The sequence below is a fragment of the Acidovorax sp. GW821-FHT10A04 genome (assembly GCF_059415825.1).
In genome coordinates, this window is record NZ_JBWKNZ010000008.1 from 157,089 (window position 1) to 178,735 (window position 21,647).

General features: G+C 68.9%; 23 protein-coding genes and 1 riboswitch. Of the genes, 12 read left to right on the forward strand and 11 right to left on the reverse strand.

All coding sequences use genetic code 11. The annotated features are described in order from the left end of the window. Window positions 1-103: 103 nt before the first annotated feature. The 3 genes from AC07PF_RS18200 (at window position 104) to AC07PF_RS18210 (ending at window position 2,891) form a co-directional block, all read left to right on the forward strand. Window positions 104-601 carry a copper chaperone PCu(A)C gene (locus AC07PF_RS18200; protein ID WP_494612782.1) on the forward strand — a complete coding sequence of 166 codons (498 nt, stop codon included), beginning with the start codon at window positions 104-106 and terminating at the stop codon, window positions 599-601. Between the two features lie 90 nt (window positions 602-691). Beyond that, a complete protein-coding gene (locus tag AC07PF_RS18205) occupies window positions 692-1,537 on the forward strand; it encodes a PhaM family polyhydroxyalkanoate granule multifunctional regulatory protein (protein ID WP_494612783.1) in 846 nt (281 codons plus the stop codon). 49 nt (window positions 1,538-1,586) lie between these two features. Beyond that, the gene (locus AC07PF_RS18210) at window positions 1,587-2,891 is read left to right on the forward strand and encodes an FIST signal transduction protein (protein WP_494612784.1); all 1,305 of its coding nucleotides are present in this window, start codon (window positions 1,587-1,589) and stop codon (window positions 2,889-2,891) included. Window positions 2,892-2,912: 21 nt separating this feature from the next. On the opposite strand, the gene AC07PF_RS18215 is transcribed toward AC07PF_RS18210, so the two are convergent. Further along, a complete protein-coding gene (locus AC07PF_RS18215; protein WP_145697107.1) occupies window positions 2,913-4,067 on the reverse strand; it encodes a rhodanese-like domain-containing protein in 1,155 nt (384 codons plus the stop codon). A gap of 234 nt (window positions 4,068-4,301) precedes the next feature. Between AC07PF_RS18215 and sorT the strand changes: the two genes are divergently transcribed. Together sorT and sorU are read left to right on the forward strand one after the other, a co-directional pair. Further along, a complete protein-coding gene (gene sorT, locus AC07PF_RS18220) occupies window positions 4,302-5,516 on the forward strand; it encodes a SorT family sulfite dehydrogenase catalytic subunit (protein ID WP_494612785.1) in 1,215 nt (404 codons plus the stop codon). Window positions 5,517-5,529: 13 nt separating this feature from the next. Beyond that, window positions 5,530-5,850, forward strand: a complete 321-nt coding sequence (gene sorU / locus AC07PF_RS18225; RefSeq protein WP_007849651.1) for a SorU family sulfite dehydrogenase c-type cytochrome subunit — start codon at window positions 5,530-5,532, stop codon at window positions 5,848-5,850. A 12-nt stretch (window positions 5,851-5,862) separates the two neighbouring features. On the opposite strand, the gene AC07PF_RS18230 is transcribed toward sorU, so the two are convergent. The 8 genes from AC07PF_RS18230 to AC07PF_RS18265 all read right to left on the reverse strand — a co-directional run bounded on the left by AC07PF_RS18230 (window position 5,863) and on the right by AC07PF_RS18265 (window position 12,867). Then, window positions 5,863-7,176: a D-amino acid dehydrogenase gene (locus AC07PF_RS18230; protein ID WP_494612786.1), complete on the reverse strand. Its 1,314-nt coding sequence runs from the start codon at window positions 7,174-7,176 to the stop codon at window positions 5,863-5,865. Between the two features lie 94 nt (window positions 7,177-7,270). Then, window positions 7,271-7,379, reverse strand: a riboswitch (glycine riboswitch). A gap of 181 nt (window positions 7,380-7,560) precedes the next feature. Next, window positions 7,561-8,004 carry a YXWGXW repeat-containing protein gene (locus tag AC07PF_RS18235; RefSeq protein ID WP_007849657.1) on the reverse strand — a complete coding sequence of 148 codons (444 nt, stop codon included), beginning with the start codon at window positions 8,002-8,004 and terminating at the stop codon, window positions 7,561-7,563. 135 nt (window positions 8,005-8,139) lie between these two features. Then, entirely contained in the window at window positions 8,140-8,586 is a 447-nt protein-coding gene (locus tag AC07PF_RS18240) for a YXWGXW repeat-containing protein (protein WP_145697110.1), read from the reverse strand. Between the two features lie 287 nt (window positions 8,587-8,873). Then, window positions 8,874-9,254 carry a DUF6463 family protein gene (locus AC07PF_RS18245; protein WP_494612787.1) on the reverse strand — a complete coding sequence of 127 codons (381 nt, stop codon included), beginning with the start codon at window positions 9,252-9,254 and terminating at the stop codon, window positions 8,874-8,876. Between the two features lie 35 nt (window positions 9,255-9,289). After that, entirely contained in the window at window positions 9,290-10,621 is a 1,332-nt protein-coding gene (locus tag AC07PF_RS18250; RefSeq protein WP_494612788.1) for an ABC1 kinase family protein, read from the reverse strand. Then, window positions 10,618-11,178 carry a DUF2867 domain-containing protein gene (locus AC07PF_RS18255; protein ID WP_494606891.1) on the reverse strand — a complete coding sequence of 187 codons (561 nt, stop codon included), beginning with the start codon at window positions 11,176-11,178 and terminating at the stop codon, window positions 10,618-10,620. The genes AC07PF_RS18250 and AC07PF_RS18255 overlap by 4 nt, the downstream gene beginning before the upstream one ends. Beyond that, window positions 11,175-12,017: a TetR/AcrR family transcriptional regulator gene (locus AC07PF_RS18260; protein ID WP_494612789.1), complete on the reverse strand. Its 843-nt coding sequence runs from the start codon at window positions 12,015-12,017 to the stop codon at window positions 11,175-11,177. Before AC07PF_RS18260 ends, AC07PF_RS18255 begins: the two co-directional genes overlap by 4 nt. A gap of 118 nt (window positions 12,018-12,135) precedes the next feature. Then, on the reverse strand, window positions 12,136-12,867 hold the full coding sequence (locus AC07PF_RS18265) for a helix-turn-helix domain-containing protein (RefSeq protein WP_007849667.1): 732 nt from the start codon (window positions 12,865-12,867) through the stop codon (window positions 12,136-12,138). A 118-nt stretch (window positions 12,868-12,985) separates the two neighbouring features. Here AC07PF_RS18265 and AC07PF_RS18270 point away from each other — a divergent pair, with 118 nt between their 5' ends. From AC07PF_RS18270 to AC07PF_RS18280, 3 genes are all read left to right on the forward strand, one after another. Further along, complete coding sequence (locus AC07PF_RS18270) at window positions 12,986-13,861, forward strand: hypothetical protein (protein ID WP_494612790.1); 876 nt, start codon at window positions 12,986-12,988, stop codon at window positions 13,859-13,861. 46 nt (window positions 13,862-13,907) lie between these two features. Beyond that, window positions 13,908-15,878: an MFS transporter gene (locus AC07PF_RS18275; protein ID WP_007849672.1), complete on the forward strand. Its 1,971-nt coding sequence runs from the start codon at window positions 13,908-13,910 to the stop codon at window positions 15,876-15,878. 64 nt (window positions 15,879-15,942) lie between these two features. After that, entirely contained in the window at window positions 15,943-16,335 is a 393-nt protein-coding gene (locus AC07PF_RS18280; RefSeq protein WP_494612791.1) for a DUF1801 domain-containing protein, read from the forward strand. Window positions 16,336-16,400: 65 nt separating this feature from the next. Here the strand turns inward: AC07PF_RS18280 and AC07PF_RS18285 are convergent, their stop codons facing one another. Further along, window positions 16,401-17,417, reverse strand: coding sequence for a 1-aminocyclopropane-1-carboxylate deaminase (locus tag AC07PF_RS18285; protein ID WP_007849678.1), 1,017 nt, complete (start codon window positions 17,415-17,417; stop codon window positions 16,401-16,403). 182 nt (window positions 17,418-17,599) lie between these two features. On the opposite strand from AC07PF_RS18285, the gene AC07PF_RS18290 reads away from it, so the two are divergent. Beyond that, window positions 17,600-18,118, forward strand: coding sequence for an Lrp/AsnC family transcriptional regulator (locus AC07PF_RS18290; protein WP_494612792.1), 519 nt, complete (start codon window positions 17,600-17,602; stop codon window positions 18,116-18,118). Between the two features lie 15 nt (window positions 18,119-18,133). Here the strand turns inward: AC07PF_RS18290 and AC07PF_RS18295 are convergent, their stop codons facing one another. Further along, window positions 18,134-19,309, reverse strand: a complete 1,176-nt coding sequence (locus AC07PF_RS18295) for a saccharopine dehydrogenase family protein (protein ID WP_494606899.1) — start codon at window positions 19,307-19,309, stop codon at window positions 18,134-18,136. A 438-nt stretch (window positions 19,310-19,747) separates the two neighbouring features. Here AC07PF_RS18295 and AC07PF_RS18300 point away from each other — a divergent pair, with 438 nt between their 5' ends. The 3 genes from AC07PF_RS18300 to AC07PF_RS18310 all read left to right on the forward strand — a co-directional run bounded on the left by AC07PF_RS18300 (window position 19,748) and on the right by AC07PF_RS18310 (window position 21,620). Next, window positions 19,748-20,230, forward strand: a complete 483-nt coding sequence (locus tag AC07PF_RS18300; RefSeq protein ID WP_035202208.1) for a YiaA/YiaB family inner membrane protein — start codon at window positions 19,748-19,750, stop codon at window positions 20,228-20,230. Window positions 20,231-20,307: 77 nt separating this feature from the next. After that, a complete protein-coding gene (locus tag AC07PF_RS18305) occupies window positions 20,308-20,775 on the forward strand; it encodes a hypothetical protein (protein ID WP_007849688.1) in 468 nt (155 codons plus the stop codon). Between the two features lie 14 nt (window positions 20,776-20,789). After that, on the forward strand, window positions 20,790-21,620 hold the full coding sequence (locus AC07PF_RS18310; RefSeq protein WP_007849690.1) for a DUF2145 domain-containing protein: 831 nt from the start codon (window positions 20,790-20,792) through the stop codon (window positions 21,618-21,620). Window positions 21,621-21,647: the final 27 nt, after the last annotated feature.

Consider the following 21,647-nt stretch of genomic DNA (forward strand, 5'->3'; position numbering starts at 1 on the left):
GTGGCTGCTGCCCAGGGAGTTTGCGCCGCTCTGCCGCCGGCCGCCAGCCTTTGCCGCATCCATGCCGCGCGGTGCACCATCGTTTCCCAGGAGCCCACCACCCATGCCATTCCACAAGACCCTCCTTGCCGGCCTCGCCCTGTCGTCCACCCTGCTGGCCGCTTCCGCTCTGGCCCAGGCCTCCGACGTGAAGGTCGAGGGCGCCTGGGCCCGCGCCAGCGTCCCCGGGCAGAAGGGCACCGGCGCCTTCATGAAGCTCACCGCGCCACAGGGCGCACGCCTGGTGGGGGCATCCTCTCCTGCCGCCGGCGTGACCGAGGTGCATGAAATGAAGCTCGATGGCGACGTGATGCGCATGCGTGCCGTGCCGGTGCTGGAGCTGCCTGCCGGCAAGGCCGTGGAGCTCAAACCCGGGGGCTACCACGTCATGCTGCTGGACCTCAAGGCACCCCTGGCCAAGGACAGCACCGTGCCGCTCACCCTGACCTTCAAGGACGCCAAGGGCGTGGAAAGCAGGCTCGAGCTGACCGTGCCCGTGGCGACCAGCGCACCGGGCGCGCAAGCGGGTGCGCCAGCCCATGCGCATGGGCACAAACACTGAGGAACAAGCCCCCTGCATGCCATCGCCAGCAGCCATCCATTGGGGTAAGCTGTCAGGAGCGATCCCCCCACCCATTCTTGCGGAGCGGCCATGAGCGACACATCCAATTTCGGTTTCGGCAAATTCGTCCCCGGTTTTGATTTCCTGCAGAGCCTGGCCAAGGGGGCGACCAACAGCATTCCGCAATTGCCCAACCTGTCCAACTGGGTGGCCCCGACCATCAGCGTCGAAGAGCTGGAAAAGCGCATCGAGGAACTCAAGGCCGTGCAGTTCTGGCTGGAGCAGAACTCGCGCGCGCTGGCCGCCACCATCCAGGCGCTGGAGGTGCAGAAGATGACGCTGGCCACCCTGAAGGGCATGAACTTCAGCATGGGCGACGTGGCCAATGCCTTCAAGCTCAAGACGGCCGATACCGTGATGAGCGGCGTGCAAAAGGCCGCCGACACGGTCAGCGGCGCGGCAGGGGCCGTGGCCGGCGCTGCCGCCCGCGTCTCGGGCCGCGCGAAGGACGAGGCGCCGCAAGAAGAGGACGATGCCGAACCCGAGGAGGCGCCCACCAAGGCCAGGAAGAGCGGCAAGGCCGCCGCTGCGGCGCCCGAAGCCTCCGTGGTCGACCCGTTGCAATGGTGGGGCGCGCTCACGGGCCAGTTCCAGCAGATCGCCGCGAACGCCATGAAGGACGCGGCCAAGCAGACCGCCCTCGATACCACCAAGAACATGGCCACCGGCCTGGCCAAGGAGGCCATCAAGACGGCCACCGGCATGGCCAGCCAGTTCGCCGCCAAGGGCATGAAGAGCATGGCCGGCGAGCGCAAGCCCGCCGCCAGGAAGGCGGCAGCGGCCAAGCCCGCTGCCAAGCCCGCTGCCAAGGCCCGGCCGGCAGCGAAGAAGACCACGGCGGCGGCCAAGCGCACACCGCGCAAGAGCGCCCGCTGATCCCGGCCGTGCGTCGGCAGCGCGCACCGCCTGCGAGAAGACACACACCATGAAACTCTTTCCCTCCGGCCATGCCACCCATCCCCAGTGGCGCATGGCCGCAGCCCTGGCACTGGCGCAGTTGCGCGCGCAGATGGCCTTGCCCGAGTACGCCAGCGCTCCCACGCTGGGCCTGCTATACATCACCGACCACTATGCGGGCGAGGCCCAGGCCCTGCTCGACTACCTGGCCGGCGAACTGCCCGAGGTGACCGACTGGAGCGGCACCGTGGGCGTGGGCGTGGCGGCCAACAACGCCGAGTACTTCGACGAGCCGGCGCTGTCCGTGATGCTGCTCGACGTATCGCCCGACCAGTACCGTGTGTTCTCGGGAGTGGCCCCGCTGCCGCGCCAGCCGACCAGCGGTTTCGCGGCCCACACGGCGCTGGTGCATGCCGACGGCCACACGCCCGAACTGGCTGAGCTGCTGGCCGAGATGGCCGGCCGCACCGAGACCGGCTACCTGTTCGGCGGCCTGAGCGCCAGCCGGGGCGCGGGCGTGCAGTTCGCGGTCGCTGGCGACGGCAACATCGCCGGGCAGGGCGGCGCTGGCGGGGTCTTCGATGGTGGCCTGTCGGGCGTGGCCTTCGGCGCCGGGGTGGCCCTGGTCTCGCGCGTCACCCAGGGCTGCCAGCCCGTGGGGCCGTTGCGCAGCGTGACCGCCGCGCACGAGAACGTGGTGCTGCAGCTCGATGGCGAGCCCGCGCTCGACGTGCTGCTCGACACGCTGGAGGTGTCGCTCGACGGCGATCCGCAACCCGCGCTGCGCAAGGTGCGCGCCACGCTGGCCGGGCTGGTGGAAGCCGGGGCCCAGCCCCAGGGCCAGCAGCGCACCGGCCACTTCGGCACCGACACCCGCGTGCGCCACATCGTGGGGCTCGACGGGGCGCGCCGTGGCGTCGCGCTCGGTGACAAGGTGGAGCCCGGCATGCACCTGGCTTTCTGCCAGCGCAACGTGGCGGCGGCACGCGCCGACCTGATGCGCATCTGCGCCGAGATCCGAGAGGAACTCGAACCCGAGGAACTGGAGCCCGCGCCGCTGGAGGCGGGCCACGCGGACGCTGCGACGAAGGCCCCTGCACCCGCAACGGGCGCCCAGGGCCGGGCGGCGACGCAGCCCGGGCGGCGCATTCGCGGCGCCATCTACGTGAGCTGCTCAGGCCGGGGGGGGCCGCATTTCGGCGGGACCAGCGCTGAACTGCAGATCGTGCGGCATGCGCTGGGCGACGTGCCGCTGGCCGGCTTCTTTGCCGGTGGCGAGATCGCGCACCACCACCTGTACGGCTATACCGGGGTGCTCACGGTCTTCACCTGAGCGGCCGGGCCACGGCCGGCCTCAGCTGCTGCTTTCGGTCGGAAGCCCGTCGGCGTCCCACTCGGGCAGGCCGCCGCGCAGCCAGTACACCGTCTTGTAGCCCTTGCTGGCCGCCACCTTGGCCGCCTTGTAGGACTTCCAGCATTCGGCCCCGTTGCAGGCAAAGATCACGGGCTTGCTGCGGTCCACTTTCTCCAGGGCCTGGAAGTCGTCCTGGGCGGCATTGAAGGCCACGTCCTTGAGGCTCTTTTCCACGTAGGCCGCGAACACGGCACCGCGGATGCGCTTGGCCTTGAATTCCTTTTCGGTGCGCGTGTCGACCACCACGGCGCCTTCTGCCTGCAGCTTCTGCGCCTCGCGCGCCGTGATGCGGTTCACGCCAGGCAGGCTGTTGGGGGTGAACAGGCCGAGCTCCGCCACGCGGCGGTACTCTTGCGCCTGGGGTCGCAGGGCCACGGGGGCCAGCCCCGCTCCCGTGCCTGCTGCGAACCACTGCGCCAGGCGCGCCTTGACGTCGGCGGGCAGGTCCTTCTTCACCGTGATCGAGAAGCCGCCCGGCACCGGCTGCGAAGTGGCCAGCACCTGTGCCTGGCCCTTGTGGATGGCAGACCATTCGGCCCAGTCGTCGGCGCGCACCACGGTGGCATCGGTACTGCCCAGCACCAGCGCGCTGAGTCCGGCCTGCGGGTGCTTCTCGTGCAGCACCGACTTGAGGTCCTGGAACGACAGGCCGGCTTCGTTGAGCATGCCGCGTGCCATGTAGGTGTAGATCGAATCCTGCTGGGGCAGGTAAAGGCGCAGCCCCTTCATCGCGGCCACGTTGACCACCTGGGCCGAGCCCACGAGCAGGTACTGGTCCGATTTCTGGGTCGCGCCCACGAGCTCGTAACCGCGCTGCAGCGCCGAGGCCGCCACCTGGGCCGGGCCGATGAACACGTCGTAGCCCGCGCTGCGCGTGGCGCGCATCACATCGGCCAGGTCTTCGCTGGTGGCCACGGTGGCCGGCAGGCCGGCGGCCTTGGACAGGCCTGATTCGAAGGCGCTGCGCAGGATGCTGTGCGCCGCCTTCTTGGCCGTGGGCTCCACGGCCACGATGGCCGTGATCTGGGCCTGGGCCAGGGGACCGAGCGATAGCAGCAACAGGGACAGCAGGGCATGGCGTGTGGTGCGGTACATGGTGTCTCCTCCGGGGTCTGTCAGCCGATGTCAAATGTGCACCAGGGCGCTACGCAGCACACGTCCTTGCGCGGGTTGTTGCCATTTCTTACACCTGCTCTCCAAAACCCGCAGGGGCAAACCGCAGCGGCCATACCAGAATGGGACATGCCCCGCGCCTGCTGGCGGTCTCCCATGACCGGTGCGTGCAGCGGAAAAACACCTGAGCCTGACCAACCCCCGGAGGACCGTTCCATGAAGAATCCCGTGACCCTGCCGCGCCGACACCTGCTCACCGGCAGTGCTGCCGCACTCAGCGCCCTGGGGCTGGCCGCATGGACCCGGGGCGCGCATGCCCAGCCCGCACCGGCTGCGGCGGCCAAGCCGCTGCCCGCCTATGCGGGATGGAAGAACCCAGGCAGCCTGATCGTGCACAGCAGCAGCACCCTGGAGACGCGCCGGGCGGCCTTCGGCACGGGGGTGGTCACGCCATCGAGCCAGCTGTACATCCGCAACAACCTGCCTGCGCCCGATACCGCCATCGTGGCCGACCGCGATGCCTGGAGTGTTTCCATCGAGGGCGTGAAGGCACCGCGCGCGCTGACCCTGGCCGAATTGCGGACCTTGGGCATCGAGACCGTGACCACGGTGCTGCAATGTTCGGGCAACGGGCGCGGCTTTTTCCCCAGCAAGCCCAGCGGCACGCCGTGGACGGTGGGCGCCGCGGGTTGCGTGGTCTGGAGCGGCGTGCCGCTGCGCAATGTGGTGGCCGCCCTGGGCGGGCTGGCGGGCGGTGTCGCCTACCTCACCGGCACGGGCGGCGAGAAGCTGCCCGAGGGCGTGGACCCGCTCACGGTGGTGGTCGAGCGCTCGGTGCCCATCCAGGCGCTGGACGATGCCATCCTGGCCTGGGAGATGAACGGCGAGCCGATGCCGCTGGCGCATGGCGGACCGCTGCGCCTGATCGTGCCGGGCTACCAGGGTGTGAACAACATCAAGTACGTCAAGCGCGTGGCCTTCGGCGCCGAGCAGTCCCAGGCGCGCATCATGTCGCACGGCTACCGCATGTCGCCCCCCGGCACCAAGGCCAGCCCCGAGCAGCCCTCGGTGTGGGAGATGACGACCAAGTCCTGGATCAACGGCCCCCTGCCCGAGCAGGGCACGCTCAAGGCCGGGCTGGTGCAGGTGCATGGCGTGGCGTTTGGCGGCACGCGCGGCGTGAAGGGCGTGGAGGTGTCCGTCGATGGCGGCAAGACCTGGCAGGCGGCCCAGCTCATCGGGCCCGACCTGGGGCGCTTCGCCTGGCGCCAGTTCGTGCTGCCCGTGCGGCTGGCGGCGGGTTCGCACGAACTGCTCAGCCGTGCCACCGATACCGCCGGTCATGTGCAGCCCGAGCAGCGCGAGGAGAACCTGGGCGGCTACAACAACACGAGCTGGCGTGACCACGGTGTGACCGTGGTGGTCGCGTGAGGGGGCGCACGCCTTGCGTACTGCGCTGACCGCCGTGCTGCTGGCGCTGGCAAGCGGCGGCGCCTGGGCCGCGGATGCCGGCGAACTGGCGCGGGGCAAGGAACTGTTCGGCAAGATCCAGCCCGCCTGCAGCGTGTGCCACACGCTGCAGGCCGCGGGCGCCGAAGGCCAGGTCGGGCCCGTGCTCGACGAACTCAAGCCCAACGCCGAGCGCGTGCTGCGCGCGCTGAAGGCGGGCATCGGTGTCATGCCGTCCTATGCCGACAAGCTCAGCGACAAGGACATGCGGGCGCTGGCGAGCTTCGTCGCGCAGGCCTCGGGTGCCGCGCCCTGACCCGGCGCTTGCTCAGGCCTTCGACGCCGCAGGCAACAGGCTGGGCACGCTGCTCTGCGGCATGCCCGTGAACGCGAAGTCCAGCTCGGGCGCCAGGCCGCTCACGATGCGCGCCAGCGACTTGCCCGAGCCGCAGGCATGCGTCCAGCCCAGCGTGCCGTGGCCGGTGTTGAGGAACAGGTTGGCCAGCTTGGTCTTGCCGATCAGCGGCACATTGCTCGGCGTGGCGGGGCGCAGGCCGGTCCAGAACTGCGCCTGGCTGGCATCGCCGGCCCCCGGGAACAGCTGCTCCACGCGTCGCACGATGGCGTCGCAGCGCACCTGGTTCAGGTCTCGGTGGTAGCCGTTGAGCTCGGCCGTGCCGGCAATGCGCAGGCGGTCGCCGCGCTCGCTGGTGTAGCGCGAGAACACGAGCTTGTACTCGTCGTCGGTGAGGCTCACCTGGTGCGCCATCGATGCGTCCTTGACCGGCATGGTCACCGAGTAGCCCTTGGCCGGGTAGATGGGCAGGCGGATGCCCAGCGGCTGCGCCAGCAGCGGGCTGAACGAGCCCATGGCGAGCACGAAGGCATCGCCGTGCACGCGCTCGAAGCGGCCTTCGGCCGTGGTCACCTCCACATGGTCGATGCGCCCGCCCGCCTCGCGCAGCGCCGTGATGTGCTGGCCCAGGCGGAACTGCACGCCCGCGGCCTCGCACAGGCGCGCCAGCTCGCGCGTGAAAGTGTTGGCATCGCCCGACTCGTCCTCGGCGGTGTAGGTGGCACCGGCCAGTTGCGGGCGGATGTGGGCCAGGGCCGGTTCGATGCGCACCGCCTCGTCGGCGCTGATCACCTGGCGTTCACAGCCGAGCTGGCGCATCTGCTCGGCCGGGGCCAGGGCGCCGTCGAACTCCTTCTGGTTGGTGTAGAAGTGCAGGATGCCCTGCGTGCGCTGGTCGTAGGCGATGCCGGTGGCGGCGCGCAGCTGCTGCAGCGTGTCGCGGCTGTAGGTACCCAGGCGCACGATCTGCTCGATGTTGTGGCGCGTGCGCGCGGGCGTGCAGTTGCGCAGGAAGGACAGGCCCCAGAGCCACTGGCGCATGTCGGCGCGGATGCGGAACAGCAGGGGGGCGTCTTCCTTGCCCAGCCACTGCAGCACCTTGAGCGGCGCGCTCGGGTTGGCCCAGGGCTCGGCATGGCTCACCGAGATCTGGCCGCCGTTGGCAAAACTGGTTTCCGCACCGGGCGCACCCTGGCGGTCGATGACGGTCACCTCGTGGCCGAGCTGTTGCAGGAAATAGGCCGAAGTCACGCCGAGCAGGCCGGCGCCAAGAACGATCACACGCATTTTGAAAGCCTTTGGAAGGGCAATCGCCAGGCCTGTCGATGTCGCTGCGGGTATGGGTGTCCATAGCGCGCAGCGGGCACGTCATTGCCCGGCTGCCGCTCCCCCTGTCCTTGGTACCTGAGAGATTCACCGCCGCCCCTCATGGGCTGCGGCTTGCTCCTTCGGTGCGCTACATGGCGTAGCGGCTCTCCAGACGGCCTTGATGAATGGTGCAGTACGGAACCTGAGCGTGCATGGGAGTTTGCGCCTTCGGTGAAGCGGCCATTGCCGCCTGCTCTCCTGCGAAGGCCATTCTAGGGCGGCGCTGGCGCACAAAGACGAACGCCGCAGCTAATGTGCGGCGTTCGTTGCTGATACAAGGCCGGGCGCTAACCCGGTCAAGCGTCAGTTGCGGCGGGGATTGTCAGGGTTGCTGTCGCGGCGGTTTGATACGCCGTCGCCATCGCGGTCCCGGTCGTTGCGGTTGGAAATGCCGTCACCGTCACGGTCCCAGCCGCCACGGCGCATTTCCCAGCGGCCGTCGCGTTCCTGCCAGGTGGGCTGGCGGTAAGCGTAGCCGGGGCGGGCCTTCACCCAGTGGCCGGCGACCCACACATGGCGGCCGCCACGCCAATCCCAATGGCCCTCTTCCCAGACCTGGCCACGGCGTGGGCGCGGCACGGCTTCACGGCGGGGTGGCGGTGGCGCAGGGATGACCTGGTAACCCTGGGGTCCCGACTGGATCACCACGGTGCCTTGGTGCGCCGGCTGGGCCGTGGCGACCGAAGAGAGGCCTGCCAGTGCCAGCGTGGTGGCGATGAGGGCTGCGTAAGTGGTTTTGTAAGCCATGGATGACTCCTTTTTCAATGTTGTTGTGTCGCCTCTGTATGGTGGGCAAGCGGTGGCGACAGGTCTGTAGGCGCCGCACCTTGCCCCCTGTAGGCGGGCGGGGCCGGCACCTGTGGGGCAGCCGGCCTGCCGCCATCAGTTGCGGTAAGGGTTGTCCGGACGGCGGTCGTGGCGGTTGGGCACGCCATCGCCGTCACGGTCCCAGCCGCCGGGGCGCATGTGGTGGCGGCCATCGCGCTCTTCCCAGCGCGGCTCGCGGTAGGTATAGCCAGGGCGGGCCTTGACCCAGTAGCCCTGGATCCACACATGCCGGCCGCCGCGCCATTCCCAATGGCCGGGCACCCAGGCCATGCCACGGCGTGCGTGGGGTGGTGCTTCATAGCGGGGTGGGGGTGGCGCGTGGTACTGCACCGGGGTGACCTGCAGCGGGGCCAGGGCGGGGCGCTGCACCGGATGCTGGTAGTAGGAAGAAGGGGTGCCGGTCTGGATGACGACGGTGGCGCTGGGGGATGCCAGCGCCGGGGCAACGGCACCCAGCGACAGCAAGGCCAGGGAAGCGACGGCGAGGGCGATGCGGGCCATGAAGGTCTCCTTGGAAATGATTCCTTGCGGAACCGGAGCCTTGATCGTGGGCGCTTTGCGTCAAGCCGGTGTAGTGCCCGTGCGAAGAGTTGTAAGCGGGTGTTGCTGCGGCGCAGCTCGCGCACCCAAAGCGTGATTTATGTCACACAGGCGGTCCATTGCGCTGCGCGCCACCCGGGGCGCATGAAACTGGCGCGACCCACGCCAGCGTCCCCGCGCAAGGGCTGCCCCGCCGCGCTGGGGGCGTCCCCCTCGAGGGGAAGGCGCGAAGCGACTCAGGGGGCATTTCACCTGACCAGCAGCGCCAAGGCCGGCGGCAGCACCAGCCAGAAGCCCGACACCGGCATCAGCACCACGCCGGCCAGCACCAGGGCCAGCAGGCACCAGCCCATGGGCCGCAGCGCCTCGGCCGGCTGGCTGCGCTCGAGCGCCGTCACCTCCCATGCCAGCAGGGCCAGCACGGCACCGAACAGCAGGAACCAGACGGCGGCGCCCAGGTGCATGTCGTCTGCCACGGCGTTGAACACGCCACGCTGCCACAGGATCTGCCACTGGGGGGCGAACAGGACGACCGCCGCCAGCGTGTGCAGCAGGGCCACGGCCAGCAGCCAGAAGCCCTTCCAGGGGCGGGTCGCAAGGGTGGAGAGGGACCAGAGAAGGCTGTGCACGGAAGGCTCCTTGTAGTACGGGGGACGTAGGATGGTCAGCCGATCCAGCGATCGGCCTGCGTGTGGACCTGCGCCCGGATCTCGGTCAGCAGGTGCATGAGCCCGAGCCAGGCGCGCTCGAAAGCCGGCAGTTCGAGTGGCACGCCGGCCAGGTGCCTGGCCAGCACTTTTTGCTGCGCCGCCACGGGGGCGGGCGGGCGGCTCTTGCCTGCGAAGTCGAAGACCGGCTCCGTGAAGGGCTCGGTCTGCCAGGCCTGCATGATCGACAGGGCGGGCATCAGCTCGTCGGTGAAGGTGGCGAGGTCCATCGATGCATGGACCAGCCCCAGCGCCACGTAGGCCTGCAGCACGCCCTGGGCATGGTTCGGCGATGCGGGTTGCAGCAGTGCGCGCCAGGCCTGCAGCACCCCGCCGCGGAACGCGGGCGACAGCTCTCGCGTGCAGCCGAAATCGAGCACCCCGAGCTGCCCGTCCGGCAGGAACAGAAAGTTGCCCGGGTGCAGGTCGGCATGCATGTGGCCGAGGCCGAAGGTGCAGTGCATGAACCAGTCCCAGAGCAGTTGTCCGGCCTGGTTGCGCGCGGCCTGCGTGGGCTCGGTGCCCAGCCAGTCCGCCAGGTGCAGGCCCGGCAGATACTGCTGGGTGAGCACCTGCGCACGCGTGTGCGAGGCAATGGGCTGTGGCAGCACGATGCCCGGCAGCGCCGCATGCTCGGCAAACCACTGCAGTTGCCGGGCCTCGTGCAGGTAGTCCACCTCGCGCTGCAGCGTGCGCTCGATCTCCTGCATCACGCGCTCCACCACCACATCGCCGGGCAGGGGCAGGTCGCTGTGCGCCAGGGCACGCAAGGTGGTGCGCAAGAGGCGCATGTCCGAGGCGATGGTGGTGGCAATGCCCGGGTACTGCACCTTGACCGCCACGGCACCGTGCCCGGCCAGCTCGGCGCGGTGCACCTGGCCCAGGCTGGCGGCGGCAAAGGCCCGGGGCTCGAAGCGGGTGAACAAGGACTCGGGCTCCTGCCCGAAGGCCTGGCGGAACACCCGGCCGACCAGCGCGCGGTTGAGCGGCGTGGCCTGGTGGCAGGCGCGCGCCAGCTCGCGCCGCACGCCCTCGGGCAGGAAGCTGCTGTCCATGCTCAGAATCTGCGAGACCTTGAGCGCTGTGCCGCGCAACTGCCCCATGGCCTGGAACAGGATGCGGCCCAGGGTTGCCTCGTGCCGGGCCTGGGCATCGGCCTGTGCCACTTCGTCGGCGTGGGCGGGCCGCATGCGCTGGCCCAGTTGGGCCAGGCCCAGGCGTGCGGCCGTGATGCCGGTGATGGTGCCGCGCGCGAGCGTGCCCGTGCGGGGTGGCTTGGCGCCTGTCATGCGCGGGGCGGGCGTTGGGGGCTGGTAGAAGCCGGCGCGGCCGCATCCAACCGCGCCAGCAGGGTCCGCACGATGAGCCGGTGGAACGGTGCGATCGTGGCCATGTAGGTGTGGCCCAGCGCGTTGTGGATGTGCACCACGGAGGAAAGGGCCAGGACGGCCTGCCCGTCCTGCATGCGCTTGTGCAGCGATACCAGCACGTTCAGGTGGCGGTCGTCCACGCCCATCACCACCTCGCGTTCGCCCAGGTGGCGGATTTCGAAGAAACCCACCTGGTCGCCCACCCGGTAGCCTGCTGCGCTCCGGCGGGTGCCGTCGTGCAGTTGCCCCACGCCCTTGAGTCCGACCATGCTCACCAGGCGATTGCGCAGGGCCATGAGGGCACGCGTCCAGCCCGGCGTGCGGATCACCATGTCCAGCCATGTCTGCAGTGCGCTGGTGTCGGAAAGGGGGTCGGCGGTCTCGAAGCAGTCGGCAAACTGGGCGCCTGGCAGTTGCGTGGCGATCACGCTGCCCGAAGGGATGGCCGTGGCTCGAACAGTGCGGGCGGGGCTCATGGGGCGGCCTTGCGGGTGCGGGGTTTGCGGGCGGGCTTGGGCGCATCGGCCACGGGGGCCTGGGCCGGCGGGCGCGCACGCGGCGTGCGCGGTGTATCCACCGGGGACACCATCGTGTCGCCCAGGGCGTTCTTGGCCATGCGCAGCACCCCCACCAGGCCGCTGCCGTGCTGCATGAAGCGCGCCATCTGGCTGCGCAGCATGAAGCCGCCCAGATGCAGCACGCGGTTGACCAGGCCCGCGCGCAGCGCCAGCACCGCCACGCCCAGCGACAGGTCCACCAGCTGCGTGGTCTCTGCGAATTCGTCCGATTCGTCGGCCAGCCAGTAGGCCACCACGCCCGCCAGGTAGTCGCCATACAAACCACTGGCCACGCCCTTGAAGTCGCAGGGCTCGATCTCGCCGCTGGCTTCTGCCGCTTCGATGAAACCGGCCACGGCCTCGCGCAGGGCCTGGCGTGCGGCCAGCGGCTCGGCCAGCATGGACAGGGGGGAGCGCCGGGCCAGTGTGCGCAGCTCGGCGACGAACTCGCGGTCGGGCAGCAGGCGCTCCAGCACGGCATCGGTCAGGCGCTGCAGCTTTTCCTGCAGGCCGTAGTCCGCCAGGTCCGGCGTGGCCAGCGTATCGGCCAGCGCGGCGCGCACCGCCTCGTCCACATAGCCCAGCACGATGCGGTCCTTGGTCGGGAAGTACTTGTAGATCGTCGCATCGCCGATGCCGGCCGCACGCGCGATGTCCTTCATCGTCGTGCCGTCGAAGCCCTGGCGCGTCATCAGGTCGACCGCGCTGGCCACGATCTGGCGGCGCGTCGCGTCCTGCTGTTGGCGGGTGGTTTTCAATTGACTATCCTTAAATCAGTGAAATCTATGATTTAAAGAATAGTGATTTTTTATTGTGGCGTCAAGCAGGCACGCAATCGCCTGGCGTGAGCGCCCTCAAATCCACCGGAGGCGGGGGTTAGCGGCGCATGCCCGTGAAGGCCTCGAACTCCCAGCTGCGCAGCGCCAGCAGCAGGGTGTAGCCCTCAAGCTCGCGCGGTGGCAGTTTCTGGTCTGCCAGGTGCTGCTGGGCGAAGTCCTGGGCCACGCGCTGCATGCGCTCCATGAAGGCCGGGGCCAGGCTGCGGCTGATGGTGCCGTGCACCAGCAGCACGCCTTCGCCCGCGCCGTCGAAGCCACCGGCGAAGTAGTCGAGCAGCGCATGCTCGCGAAAGTAGTTCATCACCGGGCCATGGGGCCGCCAGCGGAAGGTCTTGGCCAGCTTGAGCCGGTAGCGATTGAGCGGGCGCAGCTCGATGATGCCGATGCGGTCGAGCTGGGCCAGGTACTTGATGCCCTCGGCCTCCGACAGGCGGTAGGTGCCGGTCACCTGCTCCAGCGTCCACTGGCTGAGTACGCAGATGGCCATGAGCAGCAGCCGCTTGTCGGCCACCACGGCCTTTTCCTGCTCCTGGGTGAGTTCCTTGAGCAGGGGCTGGCTTTCGGCCACGCGGCGCGCCAGGTCGGCGAAGTCCAGCGCCAGCGCGCGGCAGATGGCGTCGATGCGCGACAGCGGCATGTCCCCCTTGGCCAGCATGCGCTTGACGCTGGACTCCGCCATGCCCAGCTGCTGGGCCAGGTCGGCGTAGGTCATCTGCGCGGTCTTGAGTTCCTTCTTGAGGGCGGTAACGAGGTCGGCGGTGGTGCTCATGGGTATCGATTATCGGTACCTCTGGTGCATTTGGTAGCCCTTTGAACAGATTTCGGTACCGATCGAGCCCTCGGCGTTCCCACACTGCGCTCCATCAACCACTCCCGGAACCCGAACCATGCCGCTGCCACTCCCTTCGACCGCCCCAGGCGCCTCCCGCCCGGAGGCCGTGCTGCTGCTCGGCGCCTTTGCGCTGCTGGCGCTGGCCGTGTTCGGTCCGGTGCTGCAGGACAGCGCCCACCAGCACGGCTTTGCCGACCAGCGCACGCTGCTGGGCATTCCCTGCGCGCTCGACGTGCTGAGCAATCTTCCCTTCGCCATCGCCGGGGCCCTGGGCCTCGCGTGGCTGGCCCAGGTGCCGGTGGCTGCAGTGGAGGGCGTTGCACGTGCGCTGGCCGGCCTGTTCTTTGCCGGCCTGGTCTGCACCTCGGTGGGCTCGGCCTTCTACCACTGGGGGCCCAGCGACTTTGGCCTGATGTGGGACCGGCTGGGCATGGTGCTGCCGTTCGCGGGCCTGCTGGGGCTGGCGGCGGCGGGCCGCGTCAGCCAGCGTGCGGGCATCGCCACGGCGGGCGCCGTGCTGCTGGGCGGCACATCGGCCGTGCTGTGGTGGGCGCTGACCGGCAACGTGCTGCCCTGGGCCGTGGTGCAACTGGGCGGCATGCTGGTGGTGCTGGCCCTGGCCGCGCTGCCGCGGCGCGAAGGGGCCCTGGCCGTGCACCTGGGAGCGGTGATCGCTTTCTATGGCGTGGCCAAGCTGTTCGAGGCCGCCGACCATGCCATCCTGGAGGCCACGGGCCAATGGGTGTCCGGCCACAGCCTCAAGCACCTGGCTGCCGCCGCTGCGGCCCTGCCGGTGCTGTCGGCATTGGCCGCGTTGCTGCCACGCACCGAGGGCCATGGCGCTGTCGCCGCAACCGGGCAGAATGGCGGCCAGCACCGGCCGGGCAGCGGGCCGGCCACGGCGCGCAGCGCACGCCGCCAGGGTGCCTGAGATGCCGTTCGACTACACCAAGACGCAAGCAAGCGAGGAGAGACGCATGACCACTGAGACCCCTTCTGCGGGCGCGAGCCCCCTGCACGGCAGCCCTGGCGTCCAGGGCGGCCACGGCGGCCATGAAGACCCCAACCAGTTCGCCCTGCTGCGCCAGCGCCGTTTCGCCCCCTTCTTCTGGACGCAGTTCTCGGGCGCGGCCAACGACAACCTGTTCAAGTTCGCCTTCACGGTGATGGTGACCTACCAGCTCAGCGTGGGCTGGCTGCCGCCGGCCATGGCCGGGCTGGTGATCGGGGCGCTGTTCATCCTGCCGTTCCTGCTGTTCTCGGCCACCTCGGGCCAGCTCACGGACAAGTACGACAAGACGCGCATGATCCGCTTCGTGAAGAACCTGGAGATCGCCATCATGCTGGTGGCGGCCGTGGGCTTCGTGGCCGGCAACGTGCCCATCCTGCTCCTGTGCACCTTCCTCATGGGCATGCACTCCACGCTGTTCGGGCCGGTGAAGTTCGCCTACCTGCCCCAGGTGCTGACCGAGCGCGAGCTCACGGGCGGCAACGGCATGGTGGAGATGGGCACTTTCGTCGCCATCCTGCTGGGCAACGTGGCCGGCGGCCTGCTGGTGGCGCTGCCGGGCATCGGCCACACCACGGTGGCCATCGCCTGCGTGGCGCTGGCCCTGGTCGGGCGCCTGGTGGCGCAGGCCATTCCCTCGGCACCGGCCACCGACCCGGGCCTGGTCATCAACTGGAACCCGATCACCGAGACCTGGCGCAACCTCAAGCTCGCGCACGGCAACATCGTGGTCTTCCGCTCGCTGCTGGGCATCAGCTGGATGTGGTTCTTCGGCGCGGTGTTTCTGTCGCAATTCCCGAGCCTCGCCAAGGAGGTGCTGCACGGCAACGAGCAGGTGGCCTCGCTGCTGCTGGTGGTGTTCTCGGTGGGCATTGGCATCGGTTCGCTGCTGTGCGAGGTGCTCTCGCGCCGCCATGTGGAGATCGGCCTGGTGCCGCTGGGCGCCATCGGCATGAGCGTGTTCTCCATCGACCTGTACTTCGCCGCGCGCAGCCTGCCGCCGTCGGAGATCATGGGCCTGGGTGCCTTCCTCGCGCAGAGCCAGCACTGGCGCGTGATGCTCGACCTGGCGCTGCTGAGCCTGTTCGCCGGCCTGTACAGCGTGCCCATGTACGCGCTGATCCAGATGCGCAGCCAGCCCACGCACCGCGCGCGCATCATCGCCGCCAACAACATCCTGAACGCGCTGTTCATGATCGCCAGCTCGCTGATCGCCGGCGCGCTGCTGGGCGCGGGCTTCACCGTGCCGCAGATCTTTTTGTTCACCGGCCTGGCGAACGCGGTGGTGGCGTTCTACATCTTCATGCTGGTGCCCGAGTACCTGCTGCGCTTCGTGGCCTGGGTGTCCTCGCGCTTCGTCTACCGCTTCAAGGTGCAGGGCGACGAAAACCTGCCCACCACGGGTGCGGCCATCCTGGCCTGCAACCACGTGAGCTTCGTCGATGCAGTGCTGCTCATGGCGGCCAGCCCGCGGCCCATCTACTTCGTGATGGACCACCGCATCTTCCGCGTGCCGGTGCTCGGCTGGCTGTTCCGCCTGGCCAAGGCCATCCCCATCGCGCCCTACAAGGAAGACCCCGCCACCTACGAAGCCGCCTTCGAGCGCGCGGCCCAGGTGCTGCGCGAGGGCGATCTGCTGGCCATCTTCCCGGAAGGCGGCATCACCAAGGACGGGCAGCTGCAGGAGTTCAAGGGCGGCATCATGAAGATCATCGACCGGGCGCGCGAAGAGGGCATCAACGCCCCCGTGATCCCCATGGCGCTGACCAACCTCTGGGGCTCCTACTTCAGCCGCATTGAGCAGGGCGGTGCCATGGTGCGGCCGTTCCGCCGCGGGTTCTACAGCCGCGTCGGCCTGAACGTGGGGCACGCCGTGGCGTCGTCGGACGTGCAGCCCGCGCTGCTGCGTTCACGCGTGGCCGATCTGCTGGCCACCTGAGCATGCGCCATGCCGACGCCCAGCAGGCCTGGCGGCGCGCCGGACACCGCCACGGGAGCCTGCCATGAAGATGGTGCTGACCTCTGCCACCACCCCCGAGGGCTACATCGGCTGCCTCGAAGGCTGGCAGCGCAGCTACTGCGAGGCCCTGCGCACGCACGCGCTGGCGGCGTCGCCAGCGCTGCAGGAGCGGCTCAAGTGGGGCCATGTGGTCTTCGTCTCGAATGGCCAGGTGCTGCTGGTGCGCGCCGAGCCAAGGCGGGTGCTGCTGGGCTTCTGGCGTGGCCAGCGACTGCAGCATCTGGAACCCCGCCTCAAGGCTGGCGGCCAGTACGAGATGGCCACGCTGGCGCTGGCTGAAGAGACGCCGCTGGACCAGGCGGTCTTCGTCCATCTGGTCCGCGAGGCCACGGCACTCAACGCCGCCTTGGGAGATCCCACAGCCTTGCGGCGCTAGGCACGGCTCAGATCAGCGACAGCCCCGCCAGCTGTGCCAGGCGCTGGCCCTCGGTCTCGCTGCGATCAGCCGTTGCGAAAAAGAAAGCTGTAGGCGTTCAACGCCGGCACCCCTCCCAGGTGCGCGTACAGGACACGGGAACCTTCGGGGAATTCGCCCTTGCGCACCATGTCGATCATGCCGTGCATGGACTTGCCTTCGTACACCGGGTCGGTGAGCATGCCCTCCTGGCGCGCGCACAGGCGGATGGCCTCAAGCGTGCCCTCGCTGGGCAGGCCGTACTCGGGGCCGCCGTAGCGCGTGTCCAGCACCACGTCCTCGGCCGTGAGCTCCTGGCCCAGTTCCACCAGTTGGGCGGTGTTCTGCGCGATGCGCAGGATCTGCGCGTGCGTCTGCGCGGGCTTGGCCGAGGCATCGATGCCGATCACCTTGCGCGCCCGTCCGTCGGCCGCGAATCCCACCACCATGCCGGCCTGCGTGCTGCCCGTGACCGAGCAGACGACGATGTAGTCGAACGCAAAGCCCAGCTCCTTTTCCTGCTGGCGCACTTCCTCGGCAAAGCCCACGAAGCCCAGGCCACCGTAGGGGTGCTCGGAACAGCCCGCGGGGATGGGGAAGGGCTTGCCGCCGGCCTTCTTCACGTCGTCCATGGCCTGCTCCCAGCTGGGGCGGATGCCGATGTCGAAGCCCGCGGCATCCAGGCGCACGTCGGCACCCATGATGCGCGACATCTCGATGTTGCCCACGCGGTCGTACACCGCGTCGGAGTAGTTGACCCAGTTCTCCTGCACCAGCACGCACTTCATGCCCAGGTGCGCGGCCACGGCAGCCACCTGGCGCGTCTGGTTGGACTGGATGCCGCCGATGGACACCAGCGTGTCGTAGCCGCCGGCAATCGCCTCGGGGATCAGGTACTCGAGCTTGCGCGTCTTGTTGCCGCCAAAGGCCAGGCCGCTGTTGCAATCCTCGCGCTTGGCATACAGGTGCACCTTGCCGCCCAGGTGGGCCGACAGGCGGTTCAGGGGCGTGATCGGCGAAGGGCCGAAGGTCAGCGGATGGCGGGCGAATTTCTGCAGGTTCATGGCGGGCTCTCGTGTGCGATGGAAGGGGGGATCACGTGCAGGAACGCTTCGTTGGCGCCTTGCCTGCAGTGCCTCCATCGTAGAAAAAGCCGTCGTTAACGTGGTTGTGAAAATGGGTGCATATTTGGTGGTTTGGTATGCAAAAATGGAAATGGATTTCCATTGATTTCACAAAACAGACCATGTGCGCAACAAAAGTTCGTGGCAAGAGCGTGCCTGCCGCCGAAGGCATCACCGACGACCTGGACCGCACCGACAAGGCCATCCTGCGCCTGCTGCAGCGCGATGCCTCACTGTCCAACGTGGCCCTGGCCGAGAAGGTGCACCTGAGCCCGCCCGCCTGCCTGCGCCGCGTGGATCGGCTCAAGCGCCTGGGGCTCATCGACGGGGTGGTGGCGCTGCTCAACCCCAAGGCCGTGGGGGCTGGCATGCTGGTGATGATCGGCGTGGTGCTCGACCGCTCCACGCCCGAGTCCTTCGCGGCCTTCGAGAAGGCGGCCGTGAAGATCTCGGGCTGCATGGAATGCCACGTGGTGACGGGCGAGTTCGACTATTTCATGCTGGTGCGCACGCGCGACAGCGACAGCTTCAACCGCCTGCACGCCGAGCAACTGATCTACCTGCCGGGCGTGCGGCAGGTGCGCTCCTTCATGGTGCTGCGCAACGTGCTGTCCACCACGGAGCTGCCGTTGGCCCTCTGACCAACGGCCCAGGATTTACGGCGTCTCGACCGCGAACGCCAGGCCGGCGTTGGCCTGCAGGCGCGCGATCAGCGGCTCGCCCATGGCAGGCGCCGGGGTCCAGATGCCGCCCGGGGTGGCAGCGGCTTCCTGCAGCAGGCAGACCGCCGCCTCGGCGATCATCTTCGAGGTCGAACCGTAGCCCGGGTCGCGGTCGCCCTTGACGCCCACGCGCAGGGTGTGGCCCTGGCCGTCCTCGCCAAGGAAGAGCACGTCGTAGGAGCCGGCCTCGCGCTCCTCGCGCGAAGGGCCTTCGCCGGGCTTCGGACCCTCCTTGGAGCCCATGGACTTGTCGCCCGCCACCGCATTGGCGATGGCTTCGCCCTTCTCGCCAGGGCCGGTCACCAGCATCTCGTCGTAGACGAAGTCCGTGCCATAGGCGTGCTGCAGCAGGAAGTTGGAGCGGTGCACGTTGCGCGTGTTGATGGCCGCCATCACGAAGGGGGCGACCCACATGCCCAGGGCCTCGTCCTCCATGGGCTTGTGGCCCGTGGGCTGGCGCGGGCCCTCGAAGCCGGGCGTGAGCGAGAACGGGTTCTTGAGCAGTTCCAGCACCTTGGGGTCGGCCGCCGATGCGGCCATGGTGGCTTTCAGGCTGGCCGCCGTGCCGCCCGAGAAGGTGCCCTTCATCCTGCGCACACGGCCGCGCACGCGGCTGGCAGGGTGGCCGAAGCGCGCCTGCATCTCGCGCTGCAGCATGAACACGCCCAGGTCGAACGGGATGGAGTCGAAGCCGCACGAGAACACGATGCGCGCGCCGCTGGCCTTCGCCGCAGCCTCGTGCGCATCGATCATGTGGCGCATCCAGGCAGGCTCGCCGCAGAGATCCACATAGTCCACGCCCGCGGCGGCGCAGGCGGCCACGAGCTCGTTGCCGTAGAGCTGGTAAGGCCCCACCGTGGTCAGCACCAGGCGGGTTTGCGCCATCAGGGCCTGCAGGCTCTCCATGCTGGCGCTGTCGGTCACCACCAGGGGCGTGTCGGCAGGGGCGCCCAGCTCGTCGCGCACGGCGGCCAGCTTCTCGGCGCTTCGCCCGCCCATGGCCCAGCGCAGGCCGCTGCCGGCCGGGTAACGCTGCAGCAGGTACTCCACCACCAGGCGGCCGGTGAAGCCGGTGGCGCCGTGGACGACGATGTCAAAGGGTTTGGTCATGGCGGTTCTCCAGGAGATTCGGTAGGGCGGGCAGGCCCCGCAATCGCCGGGATTGTGAAAGACCCGGGCAGCATCGGCTGTCGCCCATGCGCTTCCTAGTGTCCCGAGTTGGAAGTTCGTTGAAGAAAGCAATCTGCCGAAATCGCTGCAAGGCTAGGCGCAAAGCACAGCCATGCTGGGAGCATGGCGAGCATTTGCAACGACGCATGGCGGGGATTGTCGGTAGATTGATTCAACGAATTTCCAACTCGGGATACTGGTGGTGGCTTGCGCGCAACTGTGGGGTCGGATAAGGGTGTCAAAGTGTGACCAAGTACCGTAAAACGATACTGAAGAGCCGGCGCAATGCCACTGTGGTGGTTCAATGCGGACACCCGGCTGGCGCTTTGCGACCATTCGTTCCGTGTTCAACAACGGCCCCAGGGCCACACCACCCGTATGTCAGCATCTTCCTTCGTCGTTCAGCGTGATACCCGTGCCTGGCAGCTCCAGGTCTGGATTTCGTTCGGCATTGCCGTGTTCCTGTGCGCAGTCGGCCTGGCCTGGCTGCCCGGGGAGCAGCTGGAGCGCGCGTTCATGGTGATGGGCTATGTGTTCTGCCTCTCGGCCGCCTTCGTGCTGGCCAAGTTCGTGCGGGACAACGAAAGTGCGGGCCGCCGCGGCGCTGGCGACACCCCCATGTGGAAGCTGGTGGTGTGGGGTGGCTTTGCGGTCGCGATGGGCCTGACGGGCTGGGGCCTGTTCAGCATGGAGGTCAACCAGACCTACAAGGCCTTCCTCGGTGTGAGCTGGCTGTACCTGATCACCACCGCGTTCACGCTGGCCAAGATGCTGCGCGACCGCCATGAAGCCGACCTGGCCGAAGCCCGTCTCCAGGGCCGCCGCGAAGCGGCCCAGGCAGCGTCCGGCAGCAACGGTTGAGCCGCGCAGTCCTTTCCTGAATGCATTGCCTGGCGCCTTGTGTGCGCCAGGCGCACCCAACCCTCTGGAGTGACACCATGTCGATGAACAAGACCCTGCAACGCACCCTGGCCCGCACCCTGCTGGCCGCCAGTTTCCTTGCGGCCCTGGCCAGCCTGCCGGCCCGCGCACAGAGCGAGGCCTCGGCCGCGCTGTCCCTGCTGCCCGTGGCCTCCGTCGTGGGCACGGCCTCGGTCGCCTCGACCGCTGCCGGCGCCGTCGTGGCCCTGCCCGCAGCCCTGTCGGTCGGTGGTGCCGTGCTCTCGGTGCGCGCCGTGGAGGTGTCGGCTGTCGGTACCGTGTACGTGCTCGAACGTGCCTCGGACGGCGCCCGCGTCAGCGTGGAGGTGCTGGGCCGCGGCATCGGTGCCTCGGCCCATGCCGTGGGCACGGTGGTGGTCTGCACCGTGATCGGCTCGGGCGTGGTGCTGTCGGTGGCCGGCGAGGCCCTGGCCTTCGTCCCCAACGCCATCGGCCGGGCACTGCTGCACAACGAGCGCCTGTGAAGAAGGCCGCAGCCATGCACACCACCACCACTTTGCACCAGCCCGGCCTGCGCTGGGCCCTGGGCGCGGCGCTGCTGACCGGCGCTGCCCTGCTGCCTGCCACCCAGGCCCATGCCGGCCGCTCGTGCGAGGCGGCCAAGCCGCCCCCCGCCAAGAGCGTGGAGCGCGGCATGCAGCTGGCCGAGCGCACCTCCCAGGCGCTGGACGCGACCGGTGCCCAGGTCGTGATGCTGGGCCGCGCCGGCCAGGACCTGGGCAAGTACGGCATACGCTACTCGCACCTGGGCTGGGCCTACAAGACGCCCGAGGGCCCCTGGCGCGTGGCGCACAAGCTCAACGAGTGCGGCACCGCCGTGGGCCATGTCTACCGCCAGGGCCTGGGCGAATTCTTCCTCGACGACCTGTGGCGCTACGAGGCCGTGTGGGCCGTGCCCACGCCCGAGGTGCAGCAGCGCCTGTACACGCTGCTGCAGGACAAGGGCCGCACCAAGGCCATGAACCAGCCCGCCTACAGCATGGTGAGCTACGTCTGGGGCACCAAGTACCAGCAGTCCAACCAGTGGGCGCTGGAGACCCTGGCCGCCGCCATGGAGCCGGCCACCGTCAACAGCCGCGAGCAGGCGCAGGCCTGGCTCAAGTTCAAGGGCTATGAGCCCACCACGCTCAAGATCGGGCCACTGACCCGCATGGGCGGGCGCGTGGGATCGGCCAACATCGCCTTCGACGACCACCCCAACGACAAGCGGTACTCCGACCGCATCGAGACGGTGACCGTGGATTCGATGCTCGCCTGGCTGCAGCGCGCGCAGCTGGGTGCGGCGCCCGCCACGCTGGTTCTGAAGTGACGTGACGATGCGCCTGGGCGACCCGGT